The 14409-nt window shown below is 34.7% G+C and carries 8 protein-coding genes; 3 read left to right on the top strand and 5 right to left on the bottom strand.

Annotated features, from left to right (window positions below):
• Nucleotides 1-2 precede the first annotated feature (2 nt).
• The 3 genes from AC07UM_RS08500 to AC07UM_RS08510 all read right to left on the bottom strand — a co-directional run bounded on the left by AC07UM_RS08500 (nt 3) and on the right by AC07UM_RS08510 (nt 8023).
• The gene (locus tag AC07UM_RS08500; protein WP_494682062.1) at nt 3-2963 is read right to left on the bottom strand and encodes a SusC/RagA family TonB-linked outer membrane protein; all 2961 of its coding nucleotides are present in this window, start codon (nt 2961-2963) and stop codon (nt 3-5) included.
• Nucleotides 2964-3373: 410 nt separating this feature from the next.
• Nucleotides 3374-4972 carry a SusD/RagB family nutrient-binding outer membrane lipoprotein gene (locus AC07UM_RS08505; protein WP_494682063.1) on the bottom strand — a complete coding sequence of 533 codons (1599 nt, stop codon included), beginning with the start codon at nt 4970-4972 and terminating at the stop codon, nt 3374-3376.
• A gap of 15 nt (nt 4973-4987) precedes the next feature.
• Nucleotides 4988-8023 carry a SusC/RagA family TonB-linked outer membrane protein gene (locus AC07UM_RS08510; protein WP_494682064.1) on the bottom strand — a complete coding sequence of 1012 codons (3036 nt, stop codon included), beginning with the start codon at nt 8021-8023 and terminating at the stop codon, nt 4988-4990.
• Nucleotides 8024-8529: 506 nt separating this feature from the next.
• On the opposite strand from AC07UM_RS08510, the gene rnhB reads away from it, so the two are divergent.
• On the top strand, nt 8530-9114 hold the full coding sequence (gene rnhB, locus AC07UM_RS08515) for a ribonuclease HII (RefSeq protein ID WP_494682065.1): 585 nt from the start codon (nt 8530-8532) through the stop codon (nt 9112-9114).
• A 132-nt stretch (nt 9115-9246) separates the two neighbouring features.
• On the opposite strand, the gene yidC is transcribed toward rnhB, so the two are convergent.
• Both yidC and pyrG read right to left on the bottom strand, forming a co-directional pair.
• Nucleotides 9247-11046, bottom strand: a complete 1800-nt coding sequence (gene yidC, locus AC07UM_RS08520; protein WP_124534955.1) for a membrane protein insertase YidC — start codon at nt 11044-11046, stop codon at nt 9247-9249.
• 204 nt (nt 11047-11250) lie between these two features.
• The gene (pyrG, locus tag AC07UM_RS08525) at nt 11251-12858 is read right to left on the bottom strand and encodes a CTP synthase (protein ID WP_124534953.1); all 1608 of its coding nucleotides are present in this window, start codon (nt 12856-12858) and stop codon (nt 11251-11253) included.
• Nucleotides 12859-13011: 153 nt separating this feature from the next.
• Here pyrG and AC07UM_RS08530 point away from each other — a divergent pair, with 153 nt between their 5' ends.
• A complete protein-coding gene (locus AC07UM_RS08530) occupies nt 13012-13614 on the top strand; it encodes a CDP-alcohol phosphatidyltransferase family protein (RefSeq protein ID WP_494682066.1) in 603 nt (200 codons plus the stop codon).
• Complete coding sequence (locus tag AC07UM_RS08535; protein ID WP_494682067.1) at nt 13604-14407, top strand: phosphatidate cytidylyltransferase; 804 nt, start codon at nt 13604-13606, stop codon at nt 14405-14407. The genes AC07UM_RS08530 and AC07UM_RS08535 overlap by 11 nt, the downstream gene beginning before the upstream one ends.
• Nucleotides 14408-14409 lie beyond the last annotated feature (2 nt).

The following is a 14409-nucleotide window of genomic DNA, read 5'->3' on the forward strand; positions in this document are numbered from 1 at the left end:
TTTTAGAATTTTAAAGTTACATCTATTCCAATATCACGAGTCGTAGGCAATACCCCAATAGACTGTCCTTTTGCAGCTAATCCGTTACCTGTACCTGCTTCCGGATCTGCGTATGGTAAATTTTTATGAATGATCCATAAATTTCTACCTACAATAGATATTTTTGCATCCCGAATAGAAGTATTCGCTAAAATAGATTTTGGCAATGAATATCCTATACTCGCTTCTCTTAGTTTTACATAAGAAGCATCATATACGAATCTCTTATTTGGCATAACTCCGTATCCATCTACACTACCTGCACTTGTTGGATCTCCGGCAACTGTAGTATTTTGATTCCCATTTGGATTAACTCCCGGATTGATCACCCCACTCTCTCTGTAATAAGCTGTTTCTTCATATAAACCAGTTGATATTCCATAGGCCATATCCGGAGAATATACGTCGCCTCCCTGTTTTACATCAATAAGAAAACTTAAAGAGAAATCTTTATAACGGAAACTGTTTCTTATACCTCCTACCCAATCTGGTGTAATATTTCCGATTACCTGATTATTATTTCTAAGATAATTTCCGCTCACCGGATCTACAATTTTGTTACCATTAGCATCATATTGGTAATCTGATCCTACCAATGCTCCAAAAGCTTCACCTACACGGGCATTCAAAGAAACTCCGTTCTGATAAGTAGCCATTAGATAATTCTGTGAATTACCATTAAGTGCAATAACTTTATTTTCGTTCTTAGACCAGTTTACATTAACATCCCACGTAAAGTTATCAGATTTAAATGGAGTACCATTCAACTGAACTTCGATACCTTTATTATCAATTTGTCCGGCATTTACTAAGAATGTTCGGTATCCTGTAGCTGAAGATACTGGTAAATTGATAATCTGATCAATAGTTTTTGTTTTATAAATAGCAACATCAAATCCTAATCGATTTTTGAAGAACTGAGCCTCCATACCAAATTCTGTTTCTTTAGATCTTTGAGGTTTCAAATCAGGATTCGCAAGGAAATAAGGCTGATCAAACAATCCTTCTCCTCTTGCTTTAAATGTATTGGCTAACCTGTAGTTCGATGTTGAAGATCCTACTTCTGCATAGTTTCCTCTTACCTTCCAGAAGCTAAGCCATGGCTGCTTTACAAATTCTGACAAGATAAGGGATCCTGTTACTGATGGATAGGAGTAACTGTTATTTCCTTTTGGTAAATTAGAAGATTGGTCAACACGGAATGTCCCATCTACAAATAAAAAGTTCTTATAGCCAAAAGATGCTGTTGCATATAAACTTGAAGTCAAAAATTTCGCATAATTTTCATCAGGAGGAAGAATTGTTCTTACTGAGTTGGATATAGCAAAAAGTCCTGGTTTAGATAAACCGCCTTCTGTACTCATATATACATTATCAATCAAATTTCTTCTAACATTTCCTCCGGCAATCCCACTAACATTCAAATCAGGAGTGATATTAAATTTATAGTTCGCAAACAAATCAAAATTCATTTCCGAATTTTTAACATTCGTTCTTGCATATCCTGAACCAACGTTAAGGCCAGAAGCTCCAAATACCTGAGGCAATGATCCATTCATCAGCCTTTCTTCTACAACCATCTGTAGATCATCATAGGATAATTTTCCGGTAATACCAAAGTTCTTGGAAATGTCATATTTTAATTGTGCATAACTAAAAACTCTTGTTCTATCATCTGATTGGTAACTCTGATATCTTTGGAAATAAGGGTTATTCCAATACTGAGGAGTTCCATCAGCTGCTGAAGTTCTGTTCCAGCTAAAATTACTATTTCCATTGTTTTGATAGGCATTTCTTAGTGCAGCCACATCCACATTGGTTTGCCACCACTGTCTGAATCCTGAAACAATATTGTCAGAATATCCTGTTTCATTTCTCCCTCTTGTACCCTGTAAGGTTAATGTAGTAAAGACTGAAGCGTGTAGTTTATCTGTAAAATCATGGCTAAATTTAGCAGAAATAGTATTTTTTCTTAATTCCGAATTAGGCATCAGACCATTGGAAAGCATATTGGAATATGACAAGGAAAGATTTGAAGTTTTATTTCCTTTTTCAATGGTAAGTGTATTAACGTATGTGACTGGTGTTTCAAAGAATTTAATGGGTCCGTTTTTAGCGGCTACCCAAGGTGTTGCTTTACCATAATTAGGAGAGGATGGGTCAAATGAATCCCATTGATAAACTAATGAATTAGGATTAAATGCGGGTCCATAAGATGCATCATCTCCAAAGTTAGCATAATTATATCCTCCCGGCCCAGGATCTTCATTCCAGGATTCGCCTCCATATCCAGCTCCATACTTTGTCTGATATTTAGGGAACGTAGATTTATCAATAAATCCAGCCGTAATCCCTGAAGTTAAGGTAACTCCCCAACTGCCATCATTATTCCCTCTACCGCTTTTGGTCACAATAAGAATAACCCCATCACTTCCTCTTTCTCCGTATAAAGCAGACGCTGCAGCTCCTTTTAGTACGTTAATTGATTCAATGTCTTCCTGGTTGATATCTGATAAGAAATTACCATAATCGAAAGGAGCTCCTGTTGTTACTGTTGTATTATTAACTGGGGAACCATCAATTACAATAAGTGGAGAACCACCATTTAAAGATTTGTATCCTCTGATCAAAAGGTTGGCAGAACCGCCAAAGTTGTTGTTTGTGTTTACCTGTAGTCCGGCTACCTTACCTGAAAGAAGAGATGCTACGTTACCAGTATTGGTTGTTCCGCCTGTTAACTCTGCTGCTTTTACTTCTTCAGAAGCATAACCAAGAGATTTTTTCTCTCTTTTAATCCCGAGTGCGGTTACAACCACCCCCTCTATTTCTTTTGTTTTAATAGTATCATTCTTCTGCTGGGCGTTCGCAACAGCAATGGAAGAAGACATTACTAAAACAAGAAGACTTGCTGTTAGTTTCTTCATATCAAATTAATTTTTGTGACTTTACAAATTTGTAAAACTTTCTTAATATCACAAAGCAAAATCTAAAAAAAATACATTTATTTCAATATTTTAAAAAAATAACAATAAAATAAGTATTAAAATAAGTTAAAAACAAAATATTTAACAAAAACAATCCATTTAAATCTTAATTTTTTTTAAGAAATAATAACAATCATTTAAATTGATATTATCTATAATAAATTGCAGCACACTAACACTAAAACAAATTGAATATCAATAACTTGAAAAAAATGAGAAAGAGAAAAAATAGCTATAAATACTCAATATACTATGCTAGACATATTTTTATATTATAAAAAGAATTCCCTCTTTAAACGAAAAAAACCGCCCGAAGGCGGTAAAATATATTAAAATTGTAATTATAAAAATTAGTTTCTAGCCCAGAAAGGGGTGTACTGATTTTTGCTAAATACATCTGCATTACTAATAGCAGGTACATTACTCGCATTACCAATATACTCAGAAAGAGGATAAATCAACCTGTTCGGCTTTGGATTAGATGCAATTGTAGCTAATGGTGTCACAGGGAAACCAGTTCTTGTATAATCAAAGAATGACTGTTCCGGATTAACACCTGTTAAAGCAATCCATTTCTGAGTCATAATTGCTTCTAATTTGTTAGCATCAGTTCCTGTCCAGCCTAAACCAGCAACATTTTGTATTGCAGCAAGATAAGCCGGAGCTCCTGTAGCTCCAAAGAAGCTGTAAGAAGCAGTAACAGCAGCAGTGAAGTTACCTGCTCCGTCAGAGAATAAACCTGGATATCTCAAAGCAGCCTCTGCTTGTAAGAATTTCGATTCAGCTCTACTCATAATACAACCAGGTTTAGCTGATGCTTTAGCAACATAATCTGCAATATCTACATCACCACTTGGCAATAATTTAGGAGAACCTTGGCCAATTGTAATACCATAACTAAATCTTGAAATAGCTGCAGGTACTCCTGGCTGACCTGGTAAATTCCCTTGTCTGATACCTGATACTTTACCTCCTACAAGACCAAACATTCTTGCGCTTCTACCATCTACAATTCCGTTAAATTTCTGATAAACCGGACGAGCATCTCCACCAGGGTTACCATTTAAAATAATAGCAGCATGTTCAGAAGCTACATTGATAGAATAGTTTGCAGCTCTTGTTCCAGAGCTCAGATATACAAAGAAATTGGTAAATGGATTTTGTTGTGCATCGTTAGCTGCAGAGTATCCTGGGTTTTCTAAAACATCTTCATCAATAAAATCGGCTCCACTAAGTGCTGCTAATTTTTGATCTCTATAAGCAGCCATGTCACCTGTTACATTAGACATTCTTAGCAGAAATCTTAATTTTAATGTATTACCAAAAGCGATCCATTTATCAGTATCTCCCCTAAAAACAATATCACTACTTGGACTATTTCCTGAACCTGATTCTAATGATTTAATAGCATCATCTATATCTGTAATAGAAGCCTTATAAATATCTTCCCCTTTATCATATTTAGGAGTTAAATTATCTTGTCCTTTAAAAGCTTGAGAATAAGGCATATCACCATATAAATCAGTTAAAATCTGAACATAATTGGCTTTCATGATTTTAGCCATAGCTTTATGCTGAACATACTGATTACCTGGATCATTATAAGTAATGATTTTGTCAAAATTAGCGACCCCTTTGAAAAGATTATCCCAAACATCATTATAAAACGTGTTGGAAACATTGGGTTTATAATCATCAATAAACGGAGCTCCATATACCAATGAGTTTCCAGCCGTTGAATTCATTACTACACTAGCAAATCTATTTAACGTCTGGGATTGTTTTGCATACGTTAATGTTATTCCAACTGGAAGCAATTCATTAGGAGTAACTTTATCGATTGAAATATTGTTAGGATCTTCATTGATATCAAGGTACTTGTCACATGACACTGAAGCAAATAACATGGCTATAGATAAAACCGCTGTCGTTATTTTTATATTTTTCATAATTTTTTTAATATTTTAGAATGTCGCTTTTAGGTTAATTCCAAAAGATCTTTGAGATGGATATTGCTCAGCAAGTGCAATACCTGCCCCATTTCCACTTGTATAAGAAGTTTCAGGATCTGCATAGTTTCTGTTTTCTTTTGAATATACAAAGAATGGATTTCTAGCAAATAAACCTACAGTAATACCCGTTACAAAAGTTGATGATAATACTGATTTCGGAACATCATAAGATAAAGCAATTTCTCTTACTTTGAACGCAGTAGCATCTAACACCATCGGCTCACCCAATCTTTGTAAAGATTGTGAACTGAAATACCCAGCTACACCATCATAGTCTGCTGTTCCTCCAACAGGTGTATTGTTCTGAACATATTGTCCGCCCACCATCTGAACTGAATTAGGAATCACATATCCTTTACTTCTATCAAAACCAGCAGTTTCTTCACTAGCTCCGGTAAACGTCAAGAGACTTTTACTAAATGAAGCAAATTTACCTCCCTTACGATAATCCATTGTAGCGGAAAGCGTAAAGCCTTTAAATTTAAGAGAAGTATTAAATCCAAGTGTATAATCCGGAGTTACTCTACCCATACTGCTTAATGTAGTATTTTGCAACGGAACTCCATCAGCTCCTACAATAACTCTTCCCTGATCATCTCTCTGGAAAGTTGTTGCTTTGATAACCTGAAGATCAGAACCTTTAACGGCAAATACTCCAATTCCAACAGTCGTAAATGGTACTGCAAGAGCAACTTCATCCAATCCGTTTGGTAAATCGAGCACAGTAGATCTTGATTTAGCAAAAGAAGCTCTTACATTCCAGGTAAAGTTTTGAGATTTAAATGGAGTAATCCCTAGGTCAATTTCAAATCCTCTCATTCTGGTTTTACCAAAATTATCTTTCAGGTTACTTATTCCCGAAGCATTTGAAACATTTGCATTAGTAATCAAATCTTTAGTATCTGACTGATAAATTGACCCCTCTAGTGTAATACGATCATTTAAGAAACCTAACTGAACATTCAAGTCATATGTAGAAATAAACTCAGGTCTAATTGTTCTATTGGTTTGCGTAGCATCTATTCCATATCCCGGTAGACTTGGGAAAGGATAGCCTGCAGGGGCAATACCTACATTAGAAGTATCATAAGGCAATACACCAGATGTATTTCCTACCTTGGTATATCCTGGCGCGATTTTGATATAATTGATAATATTATTACCCTTCAAAGCTTCAAAAGCTTTTGTAGGAATAAATGAAAGACCTACAGAGTAATAAGGATATGACTTATTATGAACTTGTCCATTATAATAGGTAGACAATACAGAACTTTCTTCAATTCTGAAAGTAGAGTTCAAGAATAAGTAATCTTTGTAAGATAAATCTAAATTGGCAAACCCAGCAATAGTTCTCTGTCTTGTTGTTGTATTCTCAAAAAGAATGTTATCCAACACAGTTGCACCTGCTGAGTTTCCTGGCTGAATAAGGTTAGTAACATTTCTGATATCATACCATCCCGGAACCACTAAGTTTGTTCCTCCCATTGATCTGGCAGTTCTGTAGCTATCCTGAATGTTGTTACCAATGTTTAACTTCAAATTAATATTATCCGTAAGGTCATAATTAAAGTTTAACATTAAATCACCATAATAACTTCTTGTACTAACAGTACGATTGATATAGTATGAATCAAAGTTAGAGTTCCCTGTATAATCCTGTAGTGTTCCATCATCTAATACAAGCCCACTTCCGGTATAAACCTGAGTAGCCTTGAAACCATCATCATGATTATCAGATCTGGAATTATTTAAATATAAATTTCCAGTATATGTTAAATTAATATTTTTATTAAAGTCATACTGCAATGATAAGATTCCTGATAGATAATCATTAACCGTATTCTGTCTTGTATGTTCTAATTGATAATAAGGGTTCTTTGTAAAAGCAGACAACCCTCCTGCAACGCCAGAATATCTGTATTTTCTAATATCATTCATTGAAGGCATTTGAAGGATATCACTATATAAATCAGAGCTAGATTGGTTAGTAATCTTACTAATATAGTTAACAGTCCCATCTATTCTTAATTTATCCAGCTTTTTCCCAGCTTTCAATAAGAAACTATTTTGTCTTAACTGATCACCTTCAACAACAAAGTCATTTTCTAATCTGTTAATGGACAACATTGCATAAGAATCTGACCCTCCAGAATTAACAGTAACTCCATTTTGTAAAATCACTCCATTTTTGAAAAACTTCGAGAAATGATTGTCTACAGGAGCATATTTTTCAAAGATAAAACTACCATCTGCCTGTGGTAACCCTGATGGAACCATTTGTCCTCCAATATTTGGATCATTGTAAGCAGGTCCCCATGACATATTTTCAAAAGGAACGTAAGTCGTTCCATTATAATCCGGATCCCCGGCACTAAAAGCTGGCTCATGAGGATACCCCTTACCATATTGCTTTTGTATTATAGGAAATTTGAAAGCTTGGCTCATCTGGATTGAAGATGTCAGCGTAAACTGCATCTTTTCACCCTTTGCTCCTTTTTTAGTTGTTACTATAATAACACCATTCACCCCTTGCTGTCCGTAAAGAGCAGCTCCTTGAAGTCCTTTAATTACGTTTACGTTTTCAATCACCTCAGGTGGTAACTGAGCTAAAACAGAAGCAGAAGAAATTACATTATCAATTACAACTAGAGCTTCATTTCCCCCTGAAATTGATTTATTTCCTCTGATTACAATCCTACTTGATGCTCCTACACTGTTATCCGTCTGCGTAATCTGCAAACCAGACACTTTACCTGTTAGAGCCTGAACTGCATTCGGAGCAGAGGCCTGGTTTAATTCCTTAGTACCTACTACTTGTTGTGCATTGGTAATGGCGTCAACCTTTTTCTTAATACCTAAGGCACCAGTAACTACAACTTCTTCAATAGTCTTAGTTTTTATTGTATCCCCCCCTTTTTCTTGGGCATTTGCAATAAAAAAAGATGAAGAGAGTGCTACAATAAGTACACTAGTTGTTAATTTCTTCATGTTATTTCAATTATTTTTTACAGGCTACAAATTTGTAAAACTTTCTTAAAAACACAAAACAATTTCTTAAAAAAATATAAAATTTTAAACTATTACTAATAAAAACATATAATAAAATACTAATATTTGTTAAAAAAGAATGTTTTAACAAATATTTAAAATAAAAACAATCAATAATTTTACAATACATCAACATTATCTATTTAATACTTTTTTAACAATACTATATAAAAAAAACACAACAAAACATCCACCATACATACATTTAAGCAACAAAACAAAAAGAAATCATTACAAAACCGTAAAACACATACTATAAGCTTTAATTTCTTTTCCCTCACAAAGTGGGAAAAAAAGCACAAATCTTAACTAAAACAACAATATTATCAATAAAAATCATCATAAAATAGTAAATTCATAATCCCGTTTTACTTACGAAAAAACATTCATTATGCAATTAATACATTGGTTTTTCATAATTTTACATATCTTTTTCTAAATAAAATATGGAGCTAATAAAAAACTGGTCGAACCTTTACATCGAAGCGGGATGTGATGAAGTGGGAAGAGGATGTTTAAGCGGGCCAGTAGTGGCGGCAGCGGTAATTTTAGACGATGATTTCAAACAAAATCTGGTTAATGATTCTAAAAAGCTAACGTTCAAAACCCGTATGGAGCTGGATAGTTATATCAAAGACAATGTGAAAAACTATGCTATTGCAGAGCTTCCACCTTCGTTTATTGATGAACATAATATTCTCAACGCAAGCATTCATGCTATGCATCGTGCCTTGGATAAACTGACAATAACTCCGGAACTTATTTTGGTGGATGGGAACAAATTTCATCCCTATAATTACATTCCACATCAATGTATTATTAAAGGAGATTCTAAGGTTCTATCCATTGCTGCTGCATCAATTCTTGCCAAAAATTACAGAGATCGATTAATGATCCAACTTCATGAAGAATATCCTGAATACGGATGGGATACCAATTTCGGATATGCAACAAAAAAACATCAGGAAGCTCTTATCAAGCATGGCCCGACCTTACATCATAGACAATCCTTCAGATTGAAATATGATTAAAAACAATTGATTTTCATTTATGAAATTCTCGCACATTGATTATAAATTTAAAATTATTCTAAATAGTACGCATAAAAAAAAGAGAAGCAATTGTTCAATTGCTTCTCTTTTTTTACGTTATAATAAAGGAAATTATTTCTTTTTATTTTTTTGCTGCCCCTGAACCTGTTGCTGCTCCTGAGCTTTTTCCATCATTTCTCTCATTCTCTTCTGGAACTTACCTTCTGCTTTTGGTTTTTCCTTATTAGATTGGATCTGAGCATGAATTTTCTTCTCATCCAGAATCACGTATTTAATAACAAGGATAATTAAGATGTTAATCGCATTCGATACAAAATAATACCATGAAAGACCTGAAGCTGAAGTATTCAGGAAGAATAAGAATGTAATCGGGAAGATGTACATTAATACTTTCATATTAGGCATACCTTCCTGTTGAGGCTGCTGCATATTCCCTGAAGTCATTACTGTATAGATCAAAATAACAACCGTACAAGCCAATGCAAAAATACTCAAGTGATCTCCAAGGAAAGGAACTTTAAATGGAAGTTTGATCAAATCATCATACGCTGTCAAATCTTTTGCAAACCAGAACCCTTGTCCTCTAAGATCAATAAAGTTCGGGAAGAAACGGAACAACGCATAAAAGATTGGAATCTGAACCAACGCAGGCAAACATCCCGCCATCTGATTCACTCCTGCTTTTCTGTAGATCTCCATGGTAGCCTGTTGCTTTTTCATTGGGTCTGCATCCTTAAACTTAGCATTCGCTTCATCAATTTCAGGACGGATCACTTTCATCATTGCACTCAATTTGTGCTGCTTATACATAATGGGTGATAGGATCAGCTTCACAATGATTGTCATTACAAAAATTACCCAACCTGCAGATAATCCCCAAGCAGCAATAATACCATATAACCACATGAAGAAGTAACGGTTCATCGCTCCAATAAATGACCATCCTAATGGAAGAATTTCATCAAAGTTTTTATCATAAGATTTAAGCAATGGTAAATCCAACGGCATGAAGTACCAAGTGAAATCCTGGTTCAGCTCACTTCCGGTCATCTGAACAAAACCTTCATAGTTTAATTTCTTCAGATATTCTCCTTCTTCAACATTCTCCTGATTTCCTTTGCTGTGAGTAAATCCGTTTTTAGCTTCAATCACTGAAGTGAAAAACTGCTGCTTTACACCAATCCAGTTAAGGGTTTCCTTATCCTCCTCCATTGTCGTTCTTCCATCATAATCATAGTCTTTATAATTATTGAAAGCATAAGAGAATTCTGAGTGAGACTGCTCCTGAGCCCTACCTTTCTCTAAGTTTCTTACATTATAATCCCAGATGAAATCTGCTTTGTTGTCTGAAGTAATTTTTGAAAGCCCCTGAGTTCTCACTTTAAAATCAAGAGTGTATTTAGGAAGTAGTGTGTAAATAAACTGAATTACAGCACCATTGTAATCTGCAGTTAAGGTTACTGCATTTCCATTAACAGTAGGTGAGAAAACTAAATCTTTAGTATTGATAACCTTTCCTGTTTTATCTTTAAACTGAAAACCGTAGTTTGAGTTATTTTTATTAATCAGATAAAGTGGCTGATCTGCATTGTCTGTTTTGTGGTTGTAAGCTTTATACTTTAAAAGCTCTACTTTGGAAACCTGTCCTCCTAAGCTTGAAAATTCAAGTTTCAACTCATTATTTCCAAGGCTTGCCGTCTGGATTGCGTTAGGAGTTACATTTGGATTGATATTGTTTGCCTGAGTTTGTTTTACGGCATTTTTTACCTGTTCCGTTTTCTGCTCCTGAGCTTTTAACTCAGCTTCTTTCGTTTGTTTGTTCTGGAAATAGAACATAAAACCGAAGAGAACAAGGCATAAAACCGCGAAACTAATCATTTGCTTCTTATCGATTCCGTTGTTTTGTTGCATTTTATTTTTGTTATAATTAAAATTTCCTATTCTTACATTACCACAGAACTATAAGAAAACTGATAAATCTGTAGTAAATTTCAGCTGACAAAAATACTGTTTTTTTATCAAAACTCTATACTATAATACATTAGTATATAATAAACTCAGGCTGAGAAAAATCAACCTGAGTTTATGATTAGACGTTTATGATAAAATTTTACCTTATTTCTTTTCGCAAGCCTTAATGAAAGCTCTGAATAAAGGATGCGGCGTCGCTACCGTACTCTTATATTCAGGGTGATACTGAACCCCTACATAGAACGGGTGATCAGGAAGTTCCAATGCTTCTACCAAACCTGTTTCCGGGTTGGTACCTGTAGCAAGGAAACCATTCTTTTCAAATTCCTGAAGGTAATCACTATTAAATTCATAACGGTGACGGTGTCTTTCAGAGATATTTTTGCTTCCGTAGGTCTCATATAGCTTAGATCCGTTTTTCAAAGCACATTTCCAAGCTCCAAGACGCATCGTTCCTCCTTTATCTACTACATTTTTCTGTTCTTCCATTAATGAAATTACAGGATCCGGAGTTGCTGTATCAAATTCTACTGAATTCGCTTTTGTATGTCCTAAAACATTTCTTGCAAATTCAATCGTCATGATCTGCATTCCTAAACAGATTCCCAACATTGGAATTTTATTTTCTCTTGCATATTTTGCTGTAAGAACTTTTCCTTCAATTCCTCTGTCTCCAAAACCTGGAGCCACAAGAATACCATTCACTCCTTTCAGAGTTTCTTTAATGTTTTCCTCAGTAATATCTCCACTGTATACCCATCTTACTTTTACTTCAGTTTCAAGGTCAGCTCCTGCATGTTTGAATGCTTCAGCAATTGAAATATAGGAATCCTGAAGGGAAATATATTTTCCAACCAATGCGATTTCTACTGTTTTCTTAGGGTTCTGGAATTTCTTCAAGAAGTTCTTCCAATCTTTAAGATCAGCTGTTTTATCACTTTTCAGATCCAGTTCTTTTAAAACTACATCGTCAAAATTCTGCTTCTGAAGATACATTGGAACTTCATATATCGTTTCCAAATCTTTACATTCAATAACGTTTTCCAAAGCAACATTACAGAACTGAGCCAGTTTTGCTCTCTGATCTTTAGGAATTTTATGCTCTGTTCTGCAAACTAACACATCAGCCATAATTCCACTCTCCATCAATTGACGAACAGAATGCTGAGATGGTTTTGTTTTTAATTCTCCACTTGAAGCCAGATAGGGCAATAATGTTAAGTGAATCACCATAGAATTATTATCTCCCAATTCCCATTTCAGCTGACGAACAGTTTCAATGTATGGTAAAGATTCTATATCCCCTACAGTTCCTCCGATCTCAGTAATGATGATATCGTAGTTCTGTTTTGAAAGGATTTTAATTCTACGTTTGATTTCGTTAGTAATATGAGGAATTACCTGAACTGTTTTTCCAAGGAAATCTCCTTTTCTTTCTTTTTCAATTACAGTTTGGTAGATTTTTCCTGTAGTAACGTTGTTGTTTTGGGATGTAGGAGCATCAAGGTAACGCTCATAGTGGCCTAAATCCAGATCCGTCTCCGCACCATCTTCGGTCACATAGCATTCTCCATGCTCATAAGGATTCAAAGTTCCCGGGTCAATATTGATATAAGGATCAAGTTTTTGGATGGTTACGTTAAAACCGCGTGATTTTAGCAATAGCCCCAGAGAAGCAGACACGATTCCTTTTCCCAAAGATGAAGTTACACCTCCTGTCACAAAGATGTACTTTGTATTCTTTTTACTCATTAGATTAGGTTTGTGCAAAGTTATGGGAAAAAGAAATACAAAGCAATTATTTACATTTTGAAAATAGAAAAACACCACTCAAACAATTATAAAACCTGATAAAAAAAATTATCTATATTTGATATAAGCAAATGACACAAAGCAATAACCATCATGATTTCCGTCTATAAACTCAAACCAAAATTTCAGCAGCTGCTCACTCCTGTTTTATTATTTTTACATAAGAACAGCATCACAGCCAATCAGATTACGATCAGCTCTATCCTATTATCTATGGTGATCGGAGCATTATTCTGGAATGCAGATCTTTCGAAATGGTTCTTTCTAAGCCTGCCAATCGGATTGCTTTTGAGAATGGCTTTAAATGCTCTTGATGGAATGATGGCAAGAAAATTTAATCAGACAAGTAAGCTTGGTGAAGTTTTAAATGAAGTGGGTGATATTGTTTCTGATGTGATTATTTTTTTCCCTCTTCTTAAATTCCAACCGGAAAGCTTATATCTTATTGTCATCTTTATTGTTCTGAGTGTCATTAATGAGTTTGCCGGATTGATTGGGAAAATTGTAGGAAAAGAACGCCGTTACGATGGTCCCATGGGAAAAAGCGACCGTGCACTTATCTTGGGATTATATGGGTTACTGATATTTTTCGGAATCAGTATCGCTTCTATTTCCCAGTATATTTTTGGAATTACCATTGCTTTACTCATCATCAGTACTTATACACGACTTAAGAAATCTTTGAATGAAGCCTGAAGAAAATAAATTCGCAGATGTTCCCTTAAGGGTAAAAACATGGATCTATATTATTATTGTTTTTGCATTGGGTATTTTACATCCTCTTGCTATGGCACTTTTTGTTTCGTGGATAGGGCTTCAATCATTTCTCGAATTTTCAAAAATGTTTAAAGTCCCCGTGAATCCTGTTATTTCATCAATATTCGTAGGAATCTCTCAGTTCTATTTATTGTTTTATTTCAACATTGAAAATTATCTTTTATACTCTTCCCTTTTAGGAATATTTGTTTTTCTTTATTTTTTATTATTAAAAGCTTCAGCAAAACAACTATATGGGGTTTCCATAGCCTTATTGGTGTGTCTTTTTTCTTTCCCCCATTTATTATGGATAAGAAATAGCACCAATGGTATCAGTGCCATTATCTTTATAGTGGTAGTAACGGAACTGAATGACGTTTTTCAATATTTGATGGGGAAATTTTTCGGAAAACATAAAATAACCCCTCAAATAAGTCCCAACAAAACATTAGAAGGCCTCATTGGCGGGGTTTTTCTCACCATTATCTTAAGTAATATTTTAGGGTATTTTCTACTTAAAACCGGTATTTTAACCAACAGTATTTTAGGACTTATTTTGGGGATCTCAGGATTTTTCGGAGATATTTTTATGTCTTATCTAAAAAGAAAAACCGATGTAAAAGACACAGGAAACCTTCTTCCCGGACATGGTGGTCTTCTGGACAGAGTGGACAGTCTTATCTTCAATGCTCCATTATTCTTCTGGGCACTTCCTCTTCTGATAAAAAATTAAAG

It is taken from the genome of Chryseobacterium sp. GW821-FHT04C04, from assembly GCF_059420365.1.